15 protein-coding genes and 3 tRNA genes are annotated in these 20,812 nt (G+C 51.3%); 12 read left to right on the top strand and 6 right to left on the bottom strand.

Annotated features, from left to right (window positions below):
* Window positions 1-14: 14 nt before the first annotated feature.
* On the bottom strand, window positions 15-1,088 hold the full coding sequence (locus DFER_RS22825) for a TerC/Alx family metal homeostasis membrane protein (protein WP_015814023.1): 1,074 nt from the start codon (window positions 1,086-1,088) through the stop codon (window positions 15-17).
* A 382-nt stretch (window positions 1,089-1,470) separates the two neighbouring features.
* Between DFER_RS22825 and DFER_RS22820 the strand changes: the two genes are divergently transcribed.
* The 3 genes from DFER_RS22820 (at window position 1,471) to DFER_RS22810 (ending at window position 4,877) form a co-directional block, all read left to right on the top strand.
* Window positions 1,471-1,543, top strand: a tRNA-Gly gene (locus DFER_RS22820).
* 64 nt (window positions 1,544-1,607) lie between these two features.
* Window positions 1,608-1,693 (top strand) — tRNA-Leu (locus DFER_RS22815).
* 235 nt (window positions 1,694-1,928) lie between these two features.
* Window positions 1,929-4,877 carry a DEAD/DEAH box helicase gene (locus tag DFER_RS22810; RefSeq protein WP_015814022.1) on the top strand — a complete coding sequence of 983 codons (2,949 nt, stop codon included), beginning with the start codon at window positions 1,929-1,931 and terminating at the stop codon, window positions 4,875-4,877.
* Between the two features lie 92 nt (window positions 4,878-4,969).
* Here DFER_RS22810 and DFER_RS22805 read toward each other — a convergent pair whose 3' ends face one another.
* The 3 genes from DFER_RS22805 to DFER_RS22795 all read right to left on the bottom strand — a co-directional run bounded on the left by DFER_RS22805 (window position 4,970) and on the right by DFER_RS22795 (window position 9,259).
* Window positions 4,970-6,265 (bottom strand): adenylosuccinate synthase, encoded by a 1,296-nt coding sequence (locus DFER_RS22805; RefSeq protein WP_015814021.1) that lies wholly within the window; start codon window positions 6,263-6,265, stop codon window positions 4,970-4,972.
* 77 nt (window positions 6,266-6,342) lie between these two features.
* Window positions 6,343-6,843, bottom strand: coding sequence for a Fur family transcriptional regulator (locus DFER_RS22800; RefSeq protein ID WP_015814020.1), 501 nt, complete (start codon window positions 6,841-6,843; stop codon window positions 6,343-6,345).
* 127 nt (window positions 6,844-6,970) lie between these two features.
* The gene (locus DFER_RS22795) at window positions 6,971-9,259 is read right to left on the bottom strand and encodes a RelA/SpoT family protein (RefSeq protein ID WP_015814019.1); all 2,289 of its coding nucleotides are present in this window, start codon (window positions 9,257-9,259) and stop codon (window positions 6,971-6,973) included.
* 168 nt (window positions 9,260-9,427) lie between these two features.
* On the opposite strand from DFER_RS22795, the gene DFER_RS22790 reads away from it, so the two are divergent.
* Together DFER_RS22790 and tig are read left to right on the top strand one after the other, a co-directional pair.
* A tRNA-Leu gene (locus DFER_RS22790) sits at window positions 9,428-9,509 on the top strand.
* Window positions 9,510-9,676: 167 nt separating this feature from the next.
* Complete coding sequence (tig, locus tag DFER_RS22785; RefSeq protein ID WP_015814018.1) at window positions 9,677-11,023, top strand: trigger factor; 1,347 nt, start codon at window positions 9,677-9,679, stop codon at window positions 11,021-11,023.
* A gap of 71 nt (window positions 11,024-11,094) precedes the next feature.
* On the opposite strand, the gene DFER_RS22780 is transcribed toward tig, so the two are convergent.
* A complete protein-coding gene (locus DFER_RS22780; protein WP_229206086.1) occupies window positions 11,095-11,397 on the bottom strand; it encodes a helix-turn-helix domain-containing protein in 303 nt (100 codons plus the stop codon).
* A gap of 321 nt (window positions 11,398-11,718) precedes the next feature.
* Between DFER_RS22780 and DFER_RS22775 the strand changes: the two genes are divergently transcribed.
* From DFER_RS22775 to DFER_RS22755, 5 genes are all read left to right on the top strand, one after another.
* Window positions 11,719-12,393 carry a ClpP family protease gene (locus DFER_RS22775; RefSeq protein WP_015814016.1) on the top strand — a complete coding sequence of 225 codons (675 nt, stop codon included), beginning with the start codon at window positions 11,719-11,721 and terminating at the stop codon, window positions 12,391-12,393.
* 247 nt (window positions 12,394-12,640) lie between these two features.
* Window positions 12,641-13,885, top strand: coding sequence for an ATP-dependent Clp protease ATP-binding subunit ClpX (clpX, locus tag DFER_RS22770; RefSeq protein ID WP_015814015.1), 1,245 nt, complete (start codon window positions 12,641-12,643; stop codon window positions 13,883-13,885).
* A gap of 110 nt (window positions 13,886-13,995) precedes the next feature.
* On the top strand, window positions 13,996-14,688 hold the full coding sequence (locus tag DFER_RS22765; RefSeq protein ID WP_015814014.1) for an SDR family NAD(P)-dependent oxidoreductase: 693 nt from the start codon (window positions 13,996-13,998) through the stop codon (window positions 14,686-14,688).
* 115 nt (window positions 14,689-14,803) lie between these two features.
* On the top strand, window positions 14,804-15,763 hold the full coding sequence (locus DFER_RS22760; RefSeq protein WP_015814013.1) for a 1-phosphofructokinase family hexose kinase: 960 nt from the start codon (window positions 14,804-14,806) through the stop codon (window positions 15,761-15,763).
* Between the two features lie 68 nt (window positions 15,764-15,831).
* Window positions 15,832-16,893, top strand: coding sequence for a 6-bladed beta-propeller (locus DFER_RS22755; protein WP_015814012.1), 1,062 nt, complete (start codon window positions 15,832-15,834; stop codon window positions 16,891-16,893).
* Window positions 16,894-16,955: 62 nt separating this feature from the next.
* Here the strand turns inward: DFER_RS22755 and DFER_RS22750 are convergent, their stop codons facing one another.
* Window positions 16,956-17,702: a hypothetical protein gene (locus tag DFER_RS22750; RefSeq protein ID WP_229206085.1), complete on the bottom strand. Its 747-nt coding sequence runs from the start codon at window positions 17,700-17,702 to the stop codon at window positions 16,956-16,958.
* A 170-nt stretch (window positions 17,703-17,872) separates the two neighbouring features.
* Here DFER_RS22750 and DFER_RS22745 point away from each other — a divergent pair, with 170 nt between their 5' ends.
* Together DFER_RS22745 and DFER_RS22740 are read left to right on the top strand one after the other, a co-directional pair.
* Window positions 17,873-20,203: a TonB-dependent receptor gene (locus DFER_RS22745; protein ID WP_015814010.1), complete on the top strand. Its 2,331-nt coding sequence runs from the start codon at window positions 17,873-17,875 to the stop codon at window positions 20,201-20,203.
* A gap of 52 nt (window positions 20,204-20,255) precedes the next feature.
* Window positions 20,256-20,810, top strand: coding sequence for a hypothetical protein (locus DFER_RS22740; RefSeq protein ID WP_015814009.1), 555 nt, complete (start codon window positions 20,256-20,258; stop codon window positions 20,808-20,810).
* Window positions 20,811-20,812 lie beyond the last annotated feature (2 nt).

The raw sequence follows: 20,812 nt of genomic DNA, 5'->3' as shown, positions 1-20,812 counted from the left end.
ACGCTGCCTGACGCCTAACTATTGGATAACACCTCGTCTCCCACCTCCTTTTTTTCCGGAATAATAACCGACGCCAGAATGCTCACCGCGAGGATACCCAGGATCACGTACAGCGAATACACCGTTTTGAACCCGATGGTTTCGAGGTAATGATGCGCCAGCATTTTGCCTCCGATAAAGACCAACAGCACACCGAGGCCGTATTTAAGGAAGCGGAAAAGCCCCATGATATTGCTCAGGAAGAAGAACATCGACCGCAAGCCCATGATGGCGAAGATATTGGAGAAGAATACCACGTAGGGATCTTTGGTCACCGAAAAAACCGCTGGCACGGAGTCGACCGCGAAAATGAGGTCGGTAAACTCGACGATCAACACCACTACAAACAGCGGCGTTACCATCCATTTGCCCTTTTTCAGCACAAAGAAATGCTCACGCACGTAGCGCGGGAACACGGGCAGGTATTTGGAAGCGAACTTCACGACGGGGTGTTTCGCAGGATCGATCTTCTCTTCTTCCCCGCCTTCGAAGAATATCTTGCCACCCTGGTAAACGAGCAAAAGTCCGAAGATGTAAATGATCCATTCGAAACGCTGCATTAGCGCCGAACCGACGAAGATGAACACAAACCGCATCACAATAGCACCCAAAACGCCCCAGAAAAGCACTTTTTTGAAATACTTGGGCCTTACACCGAACGACGAGAAGATGAGGATAATCACAAATATATTGTCGACCGACAGCGCATATTCCAGCAAATAGCCGGTAATGAATTCGAGCGACATGTTTTTCCGGTAGATTTCGAGGCTTTCCGCGAAATCCCCGGGCACCAGCTTCAGATGAGGGGCATATTTATTTTTTATGATTTCCAGCTCCGCGTAACTGTCCATTCCGTGTACGAGGTCGCCATGTGTATTAATGATCAGGTAAAACGCCAAAGCCAGCGCTATCCAGGCGACAGTCCAGGCGGCTGCTTCTCCAAACTTGACCACGTGGTCCTTTTTGTTGAAAACCCCGAGGTCGAGCAACAGCATTACGCTGATTACCAGAATAAAACCTCCAAAAAACAGCACTTCGTTAGAAAACATGAACAAGCTAATTTAGGTTTGAACAGACGGGCCGAGCTCATACTAAAACCGGGCCATGCCGGCGGTTCCCGGCGTCAACGGCTTAAAGGAGGCAAAGGTAAGCAAAATATGATGTGGAAAGGTGAAATCGGACGGACGGTAAATGATGCGAACATTACGCAAATTCAGCACTGACGAACAGGCGTTGAATCAGAATATCCCCTATCCGCACCCGGAAGCACTTTTGCATTAATTTTTTTTCAGCGCCCGACCGATTGATTTACAATTTGTTAATGTTTTGCCGAGATTTTTTGTGAAAATATTTTCCCCAAAAACTTGCGTCAAATAGGAGACGTCCCTACATTTGCACCACAATAATCGGAAACGGTTAGACAAAAAATACGCGAAAGTAGCTCAGCTGGTAGAGCGCGACCTTGCCAAGGTCGAGGTCGCGGGTTCGAACCCCGTCTTTCGCTCAGAGAGAGCAAAGCACCGGAGACGGTGCTTTTTTTCTCTTCACTGGTACTGGTACCTGGCCTTGCCGGGGTGGTGGAACTGGTAGACACGCAGGACTTAAAATCCTGTGGGCCGAAACGCCCGTACGGGTTCGATTCCCGTCCCCGGTACCCATGCCTCTTACTTCGCGGTGAGAGGCATTTGATTTAAACAGGCCGCCCGGGCAACATCTTCGCCCCTCGAAAATCCAATTTATTCTACAACATTTTTTAGGAAACGGCCAAATGCCCCTTTCTTTTCGGCCCCATTTAATTTATATTTGAAGTTTCCCAAATGGAAAGTTCCCTGCTCATTTCCGCGAGGGCTCTTTCGGCATCAACACGAATCTCAGCCAACGATACCATAATGAAAGTTTCTCCCGCAGAGCCGTTTAAAATTGTCTATTCAATTCTTAACCATGAGTATCTGGGGTATATCTTCGAAGCCTTTGTGGTACAGCTGACCAGCCAGGGCGACTTTTCGTTTCAGATTCAAAATATTTCTTCCAAAAATATCAAAGAGTTCCGGTCCGGGCTCGATACCCGGGATTTTGAACTCGTTAAGCTCATCGACGACATCCAGCAGGATGCCGTTTTGAAAAAATATAATCCCAAAAAACTGAATGCGGTCGATTTCTTCCTGAAAGTGTATGACCCGCAAAAAGGCGACAAGGCCGTTCAGGAGACGATCGCCGGCTACCTCGAAAACTGCAAATCGCGCATTCTGGAAAGGCTGGATGGGAAAGAGATTTTCATCATGGGTAACGATGGCAACCCGCTGTGGAAGCCCGTTAGCTGGGAGCCCGAAAAGGCGACCATCCGCTTCCATTTCATCCGGAATGAGGATAATACGCATTACTTCCCGACGATCCGCCACAAAATGCAGAAGCTGGATTTCCAGTACAAAAATGCATTCCTGATCTGCGAAGATCCCGCCTGGCTCGTGCTGGACGGCCATTTGTACCACTTCGAAGGCAATGTGGACGGCAAGAAGATCAAACCATTTCTGGCGAAGAAGTTTATCGCCATTCCCGGGCAGGTCGAGGAGCAGTATTATGGCCGCTTTGTGGCGCCGCTCATTGCTTCCTATGATGTGGTAGCCCGCGGGTTTGAGATCAGAAACGTGTCGTCGGTCCCCAAAACGATCCTTACGATCTCCGAATATTCAACGGCGAACCCTAAAAAATCGACCGTGCTTTTCCAGGACAGCGAGGACGTGGAAGTGCTCGAAGAAGAAGACAACGACGTTACATTCGAGCTCTCGTTCCAATATGCCGGCTTTTCTTTCCATTACGACAGCTTCGCGCACGCTTCGAGCGTGCACATGGAAAAGAGGGGCAATGAGTATTTTTTCAATAAGGTTAAAAGAAATATCGAAACCGAAGGCCAGCATGTCCGGACTTTGAAAGACATGGGCCTTAATATCCGTAACGGGAAGGTCCAGATGCCGAAATCGGAGGCATTCGGCTGGCTGCAAGGCAATGCGATCGCGCTCGATGCGAGCGGAATCAGCGTCCGGCAAAACACCGCCGATGCCAAACGTTATTTCCTCGGCTATTCGTCACTAGATATTTCGATCCAGGAAGGCCGCGATTGGTTCGATATCAATGCCAAAGTGCGGTTCGGCGAATTTGAGATTCCTTTTATTCAGCTTCGCAACTACATTCTGAACCGGAAAAAGGAATTTCTGCTTCCCAGCGGTGAAATAGCCGTCATTCCGGAATGGTGGTTTACCAAATATTCGGAGTTCTTTTCATTCACGGAAAGCAGCCACGACGACGACGACCAGCTGCGCCTGCGCATGCATCATCTCGCATTGGTTCAGGAGTTAAAAGAGGACAATCTGGCGACAGCGGTGATCAGCCGGAAGCTCGAAAACCTTCGCAATTTCCAGCAAATAGAGCCCGCAGAGGCCCCCCATCATTTCCAGGGCATCTTGCGCCCTTACCAGAAAACGGGTTATGACTGGCTCCGCTTTTTGAAACAATACCGGTTTGGCGGCTGTCTGGCCGATGATATGGGTTTGGGAAAAACGGTACAAACGCTCGCTTTGCTGCAATCGGAAAAGGAAGGTGGCGCCGATCGCCCGTCGATCCTCATCATGCCTACTTCACTGCTTTATAATTGGCAGCTCGAAGCGAGCAAATTCACACCCGACCTGCGCGTGCTCTTGTACACCGGCACGAACCGCGAGAAGGACACGGCGCAGTTTGATCACTACGACCTCATTTTGACCTCCTACGGCATTATCAGGCTGGATATCGACCTCATGGAGGATTACCGGTTCAATTATGTGATCCTCGACGAATCGCAGGCGATTAAAAACCCGTCGTCGATCATCACCAAAGCTGTAAGACGGCTCAATTCGGCCCACAGGCTTGTTTTGACGGGCACGCCCATTGAAAACAACACACTCGATCTCTGGTCGCAAATGTCGTTCGTAAACCCGGGATTACTGGGCAGTCAGACGTTTTTCAGGGATGAATTTCAGGTTCCGATCGAAAAGAAAGGCGACGAGGAGAAAACGAAGAGACTCTACAATCTCATCAAGCCATTCATATTGAGGAGGTTAAAATCGCAGGTTGCGACGGATCTTCCCGAGAAAGTGGAGAGCATTCAATACTGTGACATGTCGGGCGAGCAGGAAAAAGCGTACGAAGAGGCAAAGGCCTATTACCGCAACCTCATCCTGCAAAGCATCGATTCGGAAGGTATGTCCAAATCCCAGCTGGTGGTGTTACAGGGCCTTACCCGGCTGCGGCAGCTTGCCAACCACCCGGTCATGGTTGATCCGGAATATGCACACGACTCGGGCAAGTTCGAGGACGTCCTTTACAAGCTGCAAACGGTCATGAGCGAAGATCATAAGATATTGATTTTCAGCCAATACATTAAACACCTCGACCTTTTCCGGCATTACCTCGATGAAAAGGAGATCAACTATGCCTACCTCGACGGCGCCACGCGTGACCGGCAGGAGCAGGTAGAATCGTTTCAGAACGACGAAAATATCAAGATTTTCCTCATATCCCTCAAAGCCGGCGGCTTAGGCCTTAACCTCACCGCGGCAGACTACGTTTTCATCCTCGATCCGTGGTGGAACCCGGCCATCGAAGCGCAGGCCGTGGACCGCGCGCATCGCATTGGCCAGGACCGGACGGTATTCACTTATAAGTTTATTACTAAAAACTCCGTGGAAGAGAAAATCCTCGCATTGCAGCGCTCCAAAAAGCAGCTGGCGGATGATCTGATTTCGAGCGAGGAAGGGTTTATTAAATCGCTGACGCGGGAGGATGTTTTGAACTTGTTGTCTTAAAACGACTGTCAGCCTGAGCGGAGTCGAAGGCGTCTTGCGTGGACGCCTTCGACTCCGCTCAGGCTGACAGTACCATTATTCTGGATTTCCCCCTAAGCTTGCGCGGCAGCCGCTTCCCGGCTGATGAGCGCTTCGCGGTCTGGACCGGTTGAAATGAATGTGATTGGCAGGTTCAATTCCTCTTCGAGAAACTTCACGTAGGCATTCAGTTCCGCTGGGATTGCGTCGAAATCACGAACGCCGTCCAGGGAAGTTTGCCAGCCTTTGAAATCCTTGTAAACCGGTTCAACAGCCTCGTCGCAAAGGTCGTAAGGCAGTTGGTCGGTGAGCGTACCATCCGCGAGGCGGTAGTGGGTACACACTTTAATGTTATCAAAAATGGTCAGCACGTCTACTTTCATCATAATCAGCTGCGTTACGCCGTTGATCATGATTGCGTATTTCAATGCAGGCAGATCGAGCCAGCCGGTACGGCGCGGACGACCGGTAGTAGCACCGAACTCGCGGCCTTCCTGACGGATCTGTTCACCGGTTTCATCATGCAATTCAGTCGGGAACGGACCGCTTCCCACACGCGTGCAGTAAGCTTTGAAAATACCAAACACCTCCCCAATCTGACGCGGCGCAATGCCCAATCCGGTAGAAGCACCGGCAGTCATGGTGGTAGAGCTGGTTACGAATGGGTATGAACCGAAATCGATGTCGAGCAATGAGCCTTGCGCGCCTTCCGCGAGCACGGTTTTACCTTCTGTCAATGCGTCGTTTACGAGATATTCGCTGTTCACGAGCGTAAATTGCTTCATGAATTCGATGGCATCCGTAAATTTTCCCTCTGCCGCCGGCAATGTCTCCGAGTAATCGAACGAATAGAAATCGAGGATAACCTTGTGGGCATCAACGAGTTTTTTGTATTTGGCTGCAAAATTCGGAGAAAGAATATCTCCTACACGCAAGCCGAGGCGGGCAACTTTATCCTGGTAAGCAGGACCGATTCCGCGCAAAGTTGAGCCGATCTTGGAATCACCTTTCGAACGCTCATAAGCGGCGTCGAGCAGGGCGTGGGTAGGGACGATCAGCGAAGCTTTTTTCGACACGAACAGGTTGCTGATCAGGTCGAGGTTGTATTTCGCAAGGCCTTCAATTTCTCTTTTGAAAACAACCGGGTCGAGCACGACGCCGTTTCCGATGATATTCTGGATATCGCTGCGGAAAATCCCCGACGGAATCTGGTGCAGCACGTGTTTGATACCGTCGAACTCCAATGTGTGTCCGGCATTAGGGCCACCCTGAAAACGGGCTACAACCTGATAGCGCGGCGCCAGGACATCCACAATTTTTCCTTTTCCCTCGTCTCCCCATTGAAGACCAAGTAGTACGTCAACTTTCATTCAAATATTGGATTACTGAAACTTATATGGTGTAAGTGGCCCGGTAATGGGTGCATTACCGGGCCTGATCGTGATAATTATCTGTCTTCGAAAACGGCGGTTTCCCGCGGTGCATCGGTGCGGTTCTGGCAATTTTCCTTATTGCAGTTTCCGTAGAAAATAAGCGAGTGGTGCATGACGCTGAAATTCAGCATTTCCCCTACCATGTTCTGGATCGACTGGATACGCGGATCGCAGAATTCCATTACTTTATGACAATCTGTACAAATCAAATGGTCGTGCTGCTTGTTACCGTACGATTTTTCGAATTGCGCCAGGTTTTTGCCGAACTGATGCTTGGTAACCAGGTCGCAATCCACGAGCACGTCGAGCGTGTTATAAACGGTGGCACGGCTTACGCGGTAGCGCTTGTTCTTCATGCTGATGTACAGCTCATCTACATCGAAATGATCTTCCCGGGTGTAAATCTCCTCCAAAATCGCAAAGCGCTCGGGCGTTTTACGAAGTCCCTTATTTTCCAGGTAAGCCGTTAATATTTTCTTAGCGGCCTCGAAATTTGGTTTGCTGGCTTGTGGCATATCTCTGATAATCTTGCGCGAAAATACGCTTTTTTACTTAAATCACTCTCACATTCGCAAGCTTAGTGCTGCTACCTCATTAATTACCAATTCAATAACATATTGGAGCGGCAATGGTTCAAAATGGTCACTTGCCGCCCAGGTTGGTGTCGAAACGCTGCACATTGTACACGCCTTCCACCTGTTCCAGCTTGGCGATCAGGATGTCCAGGTGCCTCGTATCCTGCACATAAAGTTTGATATCGCCGTTGAAAACGCCGTCTTTCGTATCGATCGTGAGCCCGCGCATATTGATGTGCAGCTCGTTGGAAATTATCCGCGTGACATCGTTCACCAGGCCGACGCGATCGGTGCCTGAAAGGTACAGCCCCGCCAGGAACGCCTCTTCCTTACCCGACCATTTGGCCTTGATAATGCGGTTGCCGTGCTTGGACATCAGCTCGGCCGCATTGGGGCAGGTGGTGCGGTGTATTTTAATGCCTTCGTTGATGGTTACGAAGCCGAACACGTCGTCACCGGCGATCGGGTTGCAGCACTGAGCTAGCTTGTAATCTATTTTATCCATATCGTCGCCGATGAGCAGCATGTCATTATCTGCACGGTCGCCGTGGATTTGTTTCAAATATTTGGTCAGCGTTTTGCCATCGCTGCCGGCTGCGGGCGGTGTATTGCTCGCTGCGCCGTTCTCGGCGGCCTTTTTCTCCTTCGCATCGCGGTCGCGCTTGAAGCGTTTGAGGTCGTCGATGGGAATGTAGCCTTTGCCGATGCGGTAAAAGAAATCCGTCGTCGTTTTGCATTCAAAAAACGCCCGGAGCTGGTTCATTACCTCCGCGGTGGCGTCCACGCCCAGTATTTTCAACTTTTTCTCCACTAACTGGCGCCCATCCGTTTCGTACCGGCGGTTTTCCTCTTTCAGAAAATCCTTGATCCGCGCCCGGGCTTTGGAAGTGACCACAATGCGCAGCCAATCCTCGTTCGGCTTCTGCTTGCCGGACGTGATGATCTCGATCTGATCGCCATTGTTTAGCACATAGCTGATCGGCACTAGGATACCGCCCACTTTGGCGGCCATGCAATGCGCGCCTACTTCGGAGTGAATGTCAAATGCAAAGTCCAGCGCAGTTGAACCTGCCTGCAATACTTTCAGCTCGCCTTTTGGGGTAAATACAAATACCTCCTCATTGAAAAGGTTGCTGCGAAACTCGTCCAGAAACTCGATAGCGGCCGTTTTGTCCCCAAATCCATTCTCCAATGTTTCCCGCACCTGGGTGATCCAGGTTTCGATATTACCTTTCACCTTGGTATCATTTCCCTTGTACTTCCAGTGCGCGGCGTAACCCTTCTCGGCGATCTCGTCCATGCGCGAGGTGCGGATCTGCACCTCCACCCATTGGCCGCTCTTGCTCATCACCGTGGAGTGCAGGGATTGGTAGCCATTCGCCCGCGGCGTGCTCAAAAAGTCCTTTAAACGGTCCGGGTTGGGCTTATAATGGTCGGTAACAATGGAATACGCCTGCCAGCAGATCGCCTTTTCGCGGTCGCTTTCCGGCGGCGATTCGAGCACAATGCGGATTGCGAACAGGTCATATATTTCCTCGAACGGCTTGCTCTGCTTCCGCATTTTGTTCCAGATCGAGTATATTGATTTGGGACGGCCTTTGAGGATAAAATTCAACCCCACCGATTCCAGGTCCTGCGCGATCGGCTCCATAAACTTCGAAATGAAGCGGTCACGGGTATTTTTAGTCTCTCTCAGCTTCCTCGCAATGGCCCGGTATTCCTGGGGTTCGGTGTATTTCAAATACAATTCTTCCAGCTCCGACTTGATGCTGTACAAACCCAGCCTGTGCGCAAGCGGCGCGTAGATGAATATCGTTTCGGAAGCGATTTTGAGCTGCTTATCGCGCGGCATGCTGTCGAGCGTACGCATGTTGTGCAGGCGGTCCGCGAGCTTGACGAGGATTACCCGCACGTCGTCCGAAAGCGTGAGCAGCATTTTGCGGAAGTTCTCGGCTTGCTGCGACGACCCGTATTCAAAACGGCCCGAAATTTTGGTCAGCCCGTCGATAATTTTCGCGACTTTTTTTCCAAAAAGTCTTTCAATATCGTCGATCCCCATATCGGTATCCTCCACCACATCATGCAGCAATGCCGCCACGATGCCGGTGGTACCCAGCCCGATTTCCTCAACCACGATCTGCGCCACCGCGAGCGGGTGGTAAATATATGGCTCTCCCGACCGGCGGCGCATGTCCTTATGCGCGTCAACGGAAGTATAAAAGGCTTTTTTGATTAATTTAGCATCATTATCCTTTAAAAATGGCTTAGCTGTTCTTAAAAGCCGGCGGTATTTTTTGAGGATATCCTTACGCTCCTGTTCCAGGTCAATGTTGAGGGATTCAACCAGTTGCTCCACTGCTATATTCTAATTGGTATGCTTCACCAAAATAACAAATTTTAGCGACATTTTTCAACATGGTTTTACCCAAAGATAAAATTTTGGAAAAAGTTTGGATGTTTTTAAAAAATAGGAATACCTTTGCACTCCCAATTCGACGATCGTGTTGAAAACGGGACTAAGTAAGCGGGCGTGGCGGAACTGGTAGACGTGCTAGACTTAGGATCTAGTGCCGCAAGGCGTGGGGGTTCGATTCCCTCCGCCCGTACGAAATACAAGGGAATGACGGGGCGTCAGATTCCTCTTCTAGCTGGGAAAATGAGTTGCTCCGTAGTATTGAAACCCGTCAAATGCCCTCAGGACTTCGTTTTGAGGGCATTTTTGTTTTTTTCTGTTCAAATGTAACAAAGGTATTTACCAATAGCTTAGCGACACATGGAAGTTTTGTTAGAAAAGAGTTCGCCGACCTTAGCCTCTCTGAAAATAACGTTGACCAAGGAAGATTATCAGCCCAAAGTTGATAAGACGATCAAGGATTATTCGAAACGCGTGAACCTGAAAGGATTTCGTCCTGGCAAAGTACCATCCCATGTGATCCAGCGCATGTATGGTAAGAGCATTCTGGTTGACGAGGTGAACAACATCCTCAGCACCACAGTAAGCAACTACATCCGCGAGAACAAATTGCAGGTGGTAGGCGACCCCATCCCCGATCGCGATAAAGCGGCGGAAGTGAACTGGGACACCCCAAGCTCATTCGAGTTCAGCTACGACCTCGGTATCGCTTCGGATTTCGAAGTAAACCTGAGCGAGCTGCCGGCCGTGAAGCGTTACAGCATTAATGTAGACGACAACGAGCTGACCAAAACGCTGGACAGCCTCCGCGAGCGTTTCGCCGACAGCATTCACCCCGAAGTAAGCGAAGCGGGAGATATGATCTTCGGTGAGCTGAAACAGGACGAATTCACCACGCGCACTGCCATCCCTACCAAGCAGGTGAAGGAAGAAGCCGCTGCGAAGTTCATCGGCGTGAAAAAAGGTGATGTGATCACTTTCGACATTAAGGATACATTTACCGACGAGTCGGCGATTGCCCACGTAACCGGTAAGAAAAAAGAAGACGTTGGTGAGGTTTCAGGCGAATACACCCTGACCGTAGAAGACGTGACGCGCTCGGCGCCTGCGACGCTGAACCAGGAATTCTTCGATAAAGTACTCGGCCCGGGTCAGGTTGAAAACGAAGAGCAGTTCAACGAGAAGGTGCTCGAAATCATCAAAAGCAACTACGAGCGCGAAACGGAAGCCATGCTTCGCCGTGACATCGAGTTGGCATTGCTGGACAGCATTTCAATCGAGTTGCCTGAGGAATTCCTCAAAAACTGGTTAGAGCGCACCAACGAAGGCAAGTTCACCCGCGAACAAATCGACGAGCAATTCGCTGATTTCGCAAAATCTCTGAAACTGAGCCTGATCAAAAACAAAATCGCCGACCAGTCGGAAGTGAAAGTAGAATATCCTGAAATCCTGGCATTTACCCGCGAAATGGTAAAAGGTCAGTTCGGTATCTACGGCGACGACGAATCAATGCGTGAAACCATCGACCGCGTGGCACAAGGTTACCTGGCCGATAAGGAACGGGATAACTATACGAGCGTGTTCAACCAGGTGTTTGATAACAAGGTTCTGGAAGTAATCCGCGGCCAGGTGAGCACCGACGAGCAAACTGTTGAAGTATCAGAATTCGAAAAACTGGCGAAAGGCGAAGTTGAAGCAGAAGCCTAGTTTTCAGAAATAGCATTTTTTTTCACCGCCTCGGGTAACCGGGCGGTGTTTTTTTATTTAAACCCTTCGCATTAAAAACCAATGCGCGGGCGCTCCTCTCCTATCTGGCGGATAATGCCGTCGCCGAACAATTGCCGGAACTTCATTTTCCATTGGTCCAGCTCATTTTGCAACCGGCGGTTTTCTGCTAGTATGCGGGTATTCTCCTGCCGGAGCCATTCCGTTTCGGACATGGAGCTATCAATGCCGAGCAGTTCGGGCAGCGGCACGTCGAGCAGCTTGGCCACATTCTCCAACCTGGAAACCGATAGTTCGGTGCGGCCGCGTTCAATGTCCCCGTAAGCTGTCGTGGATAGCCCGAGCATGTCTGCCATATTTTCCTGAGAAAGGCCTTTTTGCAGTCTTATCTGTCTTATTTTCTCTGATAAATTGGATGTCACGTTCATAATGTCCGATTATAATGCGTGGTACAACGTTTTTATGCTGCAATGTAATCTTTTATGATGGCTGCTGACTGTCGCATTTTTCGATAAATTGTCGCCGAAATTGACAAGGATTATTCGGTGAATTAGTCAAATTTGTGCCATGCAACCGGGGAACCTGCGGCGTTTTAAACAGAAACTAACCTATATTGCTTTTTGTTCTCGCACTCAGTTGCCCTTTAACTATTGATAAATTAAAATTTAAATTTTTCGATGAATTACGGAAATGAATTTAGAAAATATGCCGTTCACCACCTGGGAATGAATGGTCTGACCGTAGACGGTTACATGAACCACTCTGTTGAAAACATGACCCGTTCGGTAATCGAGGAACGCCCGATGAACTTCCGCGAGGTCGACGTATTCTCCCGTCTGATGGCCGACCGCATTATTTTTATGGGCACCGGCGTGGACGACAATATCGCCAACATCATTGTAGCCCAGCTACTCTTCCTCGAATCGGCAGATCCTAAGAAAGACATCCTGATGTACATCAATAGCCCTGGTGGTTCGGTTTACGCAGGTTTGGGTATTTACGACACCATGCAATATGTCCGTCCCGACGTAGCGACGGTATGTACCAGCCTCGCGGCCTCGATGGGTGCGGTGTTGCTCGCAGGCGGCGCGGCAGGCAAGCGCTCGGCGCTTCCGCACGCTCGTGTGATGATCCACCAGCCATCCGGCGGCGCACAGGGAACGTCGGTTGATATCGAGATCACCACCCGCGAAATCGTGAAATTGCGCCACGAACTGTATGAAATCCTTGCCCACCACACCGGCCAGACGCCAGAGCAGATCGCATTGGATTCCGACCGCGACAAATGGTTGAAAGCATTGGAGGCAAAAGAATACGGCTTGATCGACGAGGTGCTTACCCGCGATAAATAAATTGAACAGCCTTTCAGAAAATGCCCCGGTAGCTCGCTGTCGGGGCGTTTTTAGTATATGGCCTAAGCTTGATTTGGTAACCCGGTCAAAAAACCGGAAATTTGCAAAAAGATAACCGCTAATTGTCAATAGAATGGAAGATTTGAAACATAAAATCAAGTCTTCGCGTTAAATTGACTCACACGTTTGTTTAGTATGGCTTTTGTATGCAAGCCGGAAACATTCACCAAACTGTTAAATCGAATCGATGGCACAAGTAAGTTGTTCGTTCTGCGGACGTAAGAAAAGCGAAGTGGATTTGCTTCTTTCCGGGATAGACGCTCACATTTGTAACCACTGCATTGCCCAGGGGCACCAGGTAGTTACCGAAGAGCTGGGACCGAAGGAGGACAAGAAAGAAAAGAAATCGAAACTTCCGAAACTGAAACCCATTCCTCCCGCTGAAATCAAGCATTTCCTCGAACAATATGTCATCGGCCAGGATGAAGCGAAACGCTCGCTGGCGGTGGCTGTATATAATCACTATAAACGTCTCAACCAGGCTGCGACCGAGGACGACGTTGTGATCGAGAAGTCCAACATTATCATGGTAGGCGAAACCGGTACCGGCAAAACTTACCTCGCGAAATCCATCGCGCGCATTCTCCAAGTTCCATTCTGCGTGGCCGATGCCACCGTGGTAACCGAAGCCGGTTATGTGGGTGAAGATGTGGAAACCATCCTGACCCGCCTGCTGCAAGCGGCAGACTATAATGTGGAAGCGGCGGAACGCGGTATCGTTTATATTGATGAGATCGATAAAATTGCCCGTAAGTCGGACAACCCGTCCATTACCCGCGATGTGAGCGGCGAAGGTGTACAGCAGGCATTGCTGAAACTCCTCGAAGGCTCAATCGTGAACGTGCCGCCGCAAGGAGGCCGCAAGCATCCCGACCAGAAGATGATTTCTTTGAATACCGAAAACATCCTCTTCATCTGCGGTGGTGCATTCGACGGCATCGAGCGCCACATCGGAAAGCGGATCAACACCCGTCCGATCGGTTTCAATGGAGATAACCGCATTATCGAGATTTTTGATAAGGGTAATTTAATGCGCTACGTGACTGCCATGGACCTTAAATCATTCGGACTAATCCCCGAGCTGATCGGCCGCTTGCCCGTACTCACGCATTTGAACCCGCTGGACCGCGAGACATTGCGTCGCATTCTCACCGAGCCTAAAAACGCATTGGTACGCCAGTACAGCAAATTGTTCGCCATGGAAGGCATCACCCTGCATTTCGAAGATGCGGTACTCGATTACATCGTGGACCAGGCGATGATCTACAAACTCGGCGCCCGCGGCCTGCGCGCGATCTGCGAGTCGATCATGACCGACGCGATGTTCGATCTGCCGTCGCAGAAGGAGGTGAAGGAATTCACCCTCTCGCTCGACTATGCGAAAGATAAATTCGAAAAATCTTCGATGGCATTGCTGCGCTCAGTGGCCTAGTTGTCATTGCATTAGCATTGTAATACGCGCCCTGCTTCTGTTGATGGAGCAGGGCGCTTCTTTTTTTATACCAATAGTCCTACTTTTACATTAAAACGCTATATATTTTAATGGAAACCTGGCTTAACAATAAATCAATCGTCATCATCGGAGGAACCACCGGCGCGGGCCTTTCTGCGGCCCAGGCCTTTGTCCGGCATGGCGCGAACGTGGTGGTAGTGGGGCGCAACCCGGAGAGCTGTCTGCTGGCGGAACTGAACCTGGGAAGCAATGCAAGAGCCAAACGGGGAGATGCCACGCAGCCGCAAATGGCACTGGACGCCATTCAGCTGTGCATCCGGGAATTCGGAAGTTTCGATGCATTATATCACGTGCCTGAGGAAACCGGCGAACCGGTAGCGGATGCGCCGCTGCACGACCTCACGATGGAAGGCTGGCGAAAAACACTCGACCATAACCTCACGTCACTCATGCTGTCAAACCAGGCGGCCGTGCGCACTTTCATGGGCATGAACAAAGGCGGAAGCATCCTGAACCTCTGCCCCGACGTTCCGTCCAACGATCAAAACCAGGCCGGCCAGGGTGCCGCAACTGCCAAAGCAGCCATTCTGGGCTTTTCAAAATCCGCTGCTGCCGCATATGCGCCCTACGAAATCCGCATTAATGTAATCTCCGCCGACACCTCGGCCGTAGCTGACCTGGATGGAGCGGCGGTATATCTGCTATCCGATCACGCCCGGTTCACCAACGGACAAGTGCTCGTGATCGATGGCGGCCGGAGTGTTTTGGAAGAACAATATTAGGCGCTCGCCAAACGGAGGCATTGTGAAGAAATTGCAGCGAATGCAACATGAACGCAGGGAGAATCGCTTTTTTTCTTTTATTCGCGTAAAATAGTTCACCAGACATCGTACTCCTATGGCTACCGGACCCATTGTAACACTTACAATAAATCCCGCGCTCGACAAAAGCTCCAACGTTCCGCGCATTGTTCCCGACAACAAACTGCGCTGTGAAACACCGAATTTTGAAGCGGGCGGCGGCGGTATCAACGTAGCCAAGGCCATTCACCGTCTGGGCGGCAATCCGATCGCCATTTTTACCGTAGGCGGCCCCACCGGTCAGCGCCTGCATAAGCTCGTCAAAAGCGAAGGCGTGGAAACAATGGTGATCGAAACCAAGCAATGGACGCGTGAGAACTTCCACGTGCTCGAAACCAGCACCGGCTTTCAATACCGCTTCGGGATGCCCGGCACCGAAATGATGCCCACCGAAGTTCGCTCGATCCTCGAAACCATGGAGGAGCTCGACCCCAGGCCGTCCTACATCATTGCCAGCGGCAGCCTGCCGCCAGGCGTGCCGTCGGACTTTTACGGACAGATCGCCCGCATCGCCCACGCACAAGGCGCGCGGTTCATAGCGGATACTTCCGGCGACGCGCTGCGCTATGCCACCGAGGCAGGTGTTTATTTATTGAAACCCAATATCACCGAACTCAGTGAACTCGTAGGCGTGGATAAGCTCGAAATGGACGAAGTAGACGACGCCGCGCGCGCGCTCATCATACGCGGGCAATGCGAGATCGTGATCGTATCCATGGGCGCGATGGGCGCCATGCTTGTTACCGAAGACCAGGTGGAGCACATTCCCGCGCCGCCGGTACAGCCCAAAAGTACCGTTGGAGCCGGCGACAGCATGCTGGCAGGCATCGTATGGACATTATCCCAAGGCAAATCCTACCGCGAAGCCGTGCGGATGGGCGTAGCCTGCGGAACGGCGGCGACGATGAATTCAGGCAGCGAGCTCTTCCGGATGCAGGACGTAAACCGCCTGCTCGACTGGCTCAACCGCTACGGAAAACGCTACTCGGCCGGTTAACTAAATCCATTCCAGAGGAAATAGTAAGAAATCGGGCATGCGGTCTTTCTCAAAATAAAGATCTGGTCATGTCCGATACACATTCCCGCCGTCAGTTCGCGAAAATCACAGCCGCTACTGCCGCCGCCCTTACTTTTAAGCCATTTTACATTCTGCACGCCAGGCCCAAAGCGGATGGCGAAGTGATTGGGCACGGTAACCACCGATACAAAGTCCACCAGGGCTGGGGCAACCTGGATGCCTCGCAGTTTCCGGTGAACAACTGCCACGAAATGGTGCAGGACAGCAAAGGGAGGCTCATTATGGTGGGGGATGAAATTAAAAACAACATCCTGATCTACGACCGCTCGGGCAAGCTGCTTGAAAGCTGGGGACACGAGTTTCCCGGCGGCCACGGGCTCACGCTCTGGAATGCCAATGGCGAAGAATTCCTTTTCATCAGCGATCCGAACATAGGAAAGGTTTTCAAAACCGATCTGAAAGGTAAAATCCTGCTTACAATCGAGCATCCTTCGAAAGTAGGAGCTTATAAGGAAAACGACCCTTTCAAACCGACTGAAACGGCCATCGGGCCCGACGGCACCATTTACATCGCCGACGGCTACGGCTCACAATGGATTTTGAGATACACGCCCAAGGGCGAATTCATCGACAAGTTCGGCGGCTCGGGCGACGGCGACGCGCAATTCTCCACCGCGCACGGCATCGCAATCGACTCCCGCGACAAGGCCAACCCGACGCTCATCGTAACCTCCCGCGCGCACAATGCATTCAAGAAATTCACATTGGACGGCAAATACCTCAGCACAATCTTCCTGCCCGGCGCATTCGTCTGCCGCCCTGTTTTCAAGGACGACACGCTGTACGCGGGCGTCTGCTGGTCGCGGTTGCGCTATTTGAACCAGACCCCAAACTCAGGTTTCGTAACGATTCTCGACAAATCCAATAAGGTTATATCCAACCCCGGCGGCACCAAGCCGACTTACCAAAACGGCGAACTGCAACTGATGGTGCAGGAAAAACCGATTTTCATGCATTGCCACGATGTGTGCGTGGATAACGATCACAACATTTACGTGTGCCAGTGGAACGCGAAGAAGACCTATCCGGTAAAACTGGAAAGGGTTTAAGCCAAAAAGCTTTTCAAGGAGAACAAATAAAAAGGGTTTCCAAAACTGGTCCGTTGGCTATGCTAGCGGATCAGTTTTATTGTAATCCCATTCACCACCATCGTCGAGATCGTGAGAATGCCGTAGGCCGCTGCAATGGGCATTTGTGGAACGAGCCACGCCACACCTACCAGGAACGCTACGAAGCCGTAACCCGCCAGCAGCAGACCATACAAAATACGCACGGCTGCGTCGGAGCCCTGCTGCGAATGCGTAAAAACGGCCAGGGTGGAAGTCATGATCGGGAAAGGCGTCAAGATTCCGCTCCAAGTCGGGCCAAGGTAGTCGGCCGCCTGCGTGAGCATTACAACGAAAAATGTAGCAACCAGCATCCGAAGCGGAATATCCCAGGAAGGCTGTTTTTTAAAGTCAGGTTTTGATTTTGGTTTTGGAAAAAAATACAAAACCAGTGTAAGCACGATCAGATTGAGCCCTACGGCTGCCGGCATCGAAATGTCGCGTCCCAGGGCGATTAATGCCACTACAAAAAATGCCGCGTAGCTGATCAGCACGGTAGGCAGCCACTTCATCCGCGCCGAGAGAAATGCGTAAATCAATGCAAAGAGCATCGTCCCGACAGAACCCAGCAATGCGGAAGTGATGGTGGAGGCGGCAAATGCAGCCCCGTGCTCCAACGCGATGAAGAAAGAAATCGGCCCGGCTACCCACGGAAATCCGCCGATCCAGCCGCCCAGCCCCTCGCCCCATTTGCGGACAGCCAGCGTTACACCGGCAATGAGCGGCGGCATAAGGGCAATCTTGGCTAGCAAAAGGTCTGACAATGTATTAAAGCGGCAAAATGTTGCACAAATTTACATTTAAGTGCTTAACCGTCTGAAAATTTGATGAAATACTTCCGGATTTTAATTGCAACACAGTTGCAATGATCGTATTTTTGCAACGTTGTAACACAAAGAAAGCCCACTCGCACCCGACACCAATGCCATTTGCCCGTTATTTGCTGCTCACCGTAGTGCTGTCACTCCATTCGCTGATGGCCCTGGCCCAAAAGCCGGCTTGCGAATGCTTTGTGAAAGGTATTGTGAAAGACCGGCACACCGGCCAGCCGATCATCGGCGCGACGGTACTTATCGTAGGCCAGAGCAACGGCGTTTTTACGGACGAGCATGGCCGGTACGAGCTCAAAAACCTCTGTCCGGGCAATTATACGCTGGAATGCCGCATTATCGGCTACAATCCATTTCAGCAAAAAGTGGATCTGACGGCCGGGCATGAAGAGAATTTCAATCTGCTCGAACAGGAAGTGCATTTGCACGATGTGGAGATCACCGCACACCGAACTGATGCGCCTTCTTCCCAGCCATTGACCATGATTTCGGGTGCAGATTTGGACAAAACCCGCGGCCAGACGCTCGGCGAAAGCCTCAAAGGCGTGACCGGCGTGACGACGCTGCAAACCGGCTCATCCATCGCCAAACCCGTCATCCACGGCCTGCATAGCAACCGCGTGCTGATCATGAACAACGGCATTCGTCAGGAAGGCCAGCAATGGGGCTCGGAACACGCACCGGAAATCGACCCGTTCATCGCCACGCGCATTTCCGTTGTGAAGGGCGCTGCTGGTGTGCGCTACGGCTCCGACGCGATCGGCGGGGTGATACTGGTAGAGCCGGAAGAGCTGCCGGTGGATAAACCCATTACCGGTGAACTGAATGCGGTTGGCTTTTCCAATGGGCGGCAGGGCGTATTATCCGGCACGGTGCAAGGCGGGCTGAATTTTGTCAAAGGGTTTGGCTGGCGCGCGCAGGGCACGATCAAGCGGGGCGGGAACATCCGCACGCCGAATTATTTTCTGGACAACACCGGGATTAGCGAAAACAACTTCTCGCTCGCAGCCGGTTACCGTCACAAAGGTTTGGGCATTGATGTATTTTACAGTCGTTTCGACACACAAATAGGCATTTTCTCGGGGTCGCACATTGGGAGCGTCACCGATTTACTCAACGTTATCAAGCATGGCGAGCCGCTCATCAAATCGGGTTTTAGTTATGCCATCAACCGGCCTAACCAGAATGCGACGCACGAATTGCTGAAAGCCGAAACGCATTACCATTTCAACGATGGCAACCGACTGCAATGGACGATCGCGCGGCAGTACAACAACCGCAACGAGTTCGATTTGCACCGCCCGCGGAACGACAGCATAGCGGCACTGAACCATCCTGAACTGTCATTTAAACTCACTTCATTGACAAACGACGTGGTATGGGACCACAAGCCCGTTGCCGGGAAAATCAGCGGACAGGTTGGCGTGAGTACATTGTACCAATACAACCTCATGAGCGGCCGTCCGCTGATCCCAAATTTTAACCAGTTCAATATCGGGCTATTCTGGATTGAGCGGCTCGTGACCAGCAAGTGGGAGCTCGAAGCAGGCCTGCGTTATGATTACCGGACGTTGAAAACCTATCGGATCGTGAACCGCGAAAAGATCGCCAACCATTTCGATTTCGGCAACTTTTCGGGCACTGCGGGCGCTACCCGCAACTTTTCCGAACGCTTTTCCGCGCGTGTGAACGTGGGTACGACCTGGCGCGCGCCGAACGTGAGCGAGCTGTTCAGCGACGGTGTGCACCACGGCGCAGCTGCTTACGAGCAAGGCGATGCCAGCTTGCAGCCCGAAAAAGCCCTCAATTCCATTGCCAGCGTGAAATACCTAGCGCCGAAATGGAGCCTGGAAGTGGGTGGTTATTACAATTACATTTTTGATTTTATATACTTGAAACCACAGCCCGAGCCGATTCTGACCATCCGTGGCGCATTTCCTTACTTTAAATACACCCAAACCGACGCTTCGTTCAAAGGCATCGACGTGTCGGGAAGCTGGGAATTTGTGAAGCGCACGACGGTTTCGAGCAAGCTCACGTACCTGCGTGTGTACGACGAGCGTAATGATGGTTACCTGGTGATGATCCCGCCCAACCGGCTCGACAATGCATTGAAATACCAGTTCGCCGACCGCGGCAAATGGAAAGATGGCTTTATTTCTGTCGGTAACCTGCTGGTAGCGGAGCAAAAGCGGGTTCCCGCTAACAGCGATTTCATGCCTCCGCCGAAAGCCTATTCGCTGTGGAGCCTGCAAGCCGGCGCGACGCTGAAAATCTCCGACAAACAACAACTGGAAATCGGGGTGAATGTACAAAATGTGTTCAACACCGTTTACCGGGATTATCTGAACCGCTTCCGCTACTACACCGACGACATGGGCCGCAATGCATCACTACGGTTGAAATGGAAGTTTGGGGCTTAGCGAAGCCCCGCCAAAAATGATTTTTTAATACAATACTTAAAAACACTTACGTATGAAAATGAACCGCAAGCTGACCTGGATGCTGCTCGCCGCATTGACCACGGCATTTGTGCAATGTAAAGATTCGGGCGATGAAGTAGAGCCGGACGACGAGAACGAGCTGATTACGTCCGTGACGTTGAAATTTACCGAGCAGGGAACGTCCAATGTGAGCACTTTCTCATTCAAAGATCCGGACGGCGACGGAGGCAATGCCCCCACGAAATTCGATACGATTGCCCTTAAACCGAACACGACCTACACGCTGGCCATCGAGCTGGCCGACGAAAGCAAGTCACCGGCAAATGATATAACCAAGGAAGTGGAGGAAGAATCGGACGAGCACTTGTTTGTATACACCCCTTCTCCCGCCGCGCTTTTGACCTATACTTACGGCGATAAGGACAAAAACAACCACCCGATCGGCCTCACCGGCTCCGCCAAAACCGGCGCGGCAGGCGACGGCACATTGAAAGTGCAGCTACGCCATCAGCCAGGCAACAAAAACGGTACGCCTACGCCCGGCAGCGACGACGTGAACGTGGATTTCCAGTTGAAAGTGAAATAAAC

This window comes from Dyadobacter fermentans DSM 18053 (genome assembly GCF_000023125.1).
Taxonomy (GTDB): domain Bacteria; phylum Bacteroidota; class Bacteroidia; order Cytophagales; family Spirosomataceae; genus Dyadobacter; species Dyadobacter fermentans.
Note: the sequence above shows the minus strand (reverse complement) of the source record. Positions and strands in the feature narration are given on the sequence as shown.

Bases quoted from the DNA above. Each gene is read 5' to 3' on its own strand.
- DFER_RS22825 (WP_015814023.1), bottom strand. From the start codon at position 1,088: ATGTTTTCTAACGAAGTGCTGTTTTTTGGAGGTTTTATTCTGGTAATC.
- DFER_RS22810 (WP_015814022.1), top strand. From the start codon at position 1,929: ATGAAAGTTTCTCCCGCAGAGCCGTTTAAAATTGTCTATTCAATTCTT.
- DFER_RS22805 (WP_015814021.1), bottom strand. From the start codon at position 6,265: ATGAAAGTTGACGTACTACTTGGTCTTCAATGGGGAGACGAGGGAAAA.
- DFER_RS22800 (WP_015814020.1), bottom strand. From the start codon at position 6,843: ATGCCACAAGCCAGCAAACCAAATTTCGAGGCCGCTAAGAAAATATTA.
- tig (WP_015814018.1), top strand. From the start codon at position 9,677: ATGGAAGTTTTGTTAGAAAAGAGTTCGCCGACCTTAGCCTCTCTGAAA.
- DFER_RS22780 (WP_229206086.1), bottom strand. From the start codon at position 11,397: ATGGCAGACATGCTCGGGCTATCCACGACAGCTTACGGGGACATTGAA.
- DFER_RS22775 (WP_015814016.1), top strand. From the start codon at position 11,719: ATGAATTACGGAAATGAATTTAGAAAATATGCCGTTCACCACCTGGGA.
- clpX (WP_015814015.1), top strand. From the start codon at position 12,641: ATGGCACAAGTAAGTTGTTCGTTCTGCGGACGTAAGAAAAGCGAAGTG.
- DFER_RS22765 (WP_015814014.1), top strand. From the start codon at position 13,996: ATGGAAACCTGGCTTAACAATAAATCAATCGTCATCATCGGAGGAACC.
- DFER_RS22760 (WP_015814013.1), top strand. From the start codon at position 14,804: ATGGCTACCGGACCCATTGTAACACTTACAATAAATCCCGCGCTCGAC.
- DFER_RS22755 (WP_015814012.1), top strand. From the start codon at position 15,832: ATGTCCGATACACATTCCCGCCGTCAGTTCGCGAAAATCACAGCCGCT.
- DFER_RS22745 (WP_015814010.1), top strand. From the start codon at position 17,873: ATGCCATTTGCCCGTTATTTGCTGCTCACCGTAGTGCTGTCACTCCAT.
- DFER_RS22740 (WP_015814009.1), top strand. From the start codon at position 20,256: ATGAAAATGAACCGCAAGCTGACCTGGATGCTGCTCGCCGCATTGACC.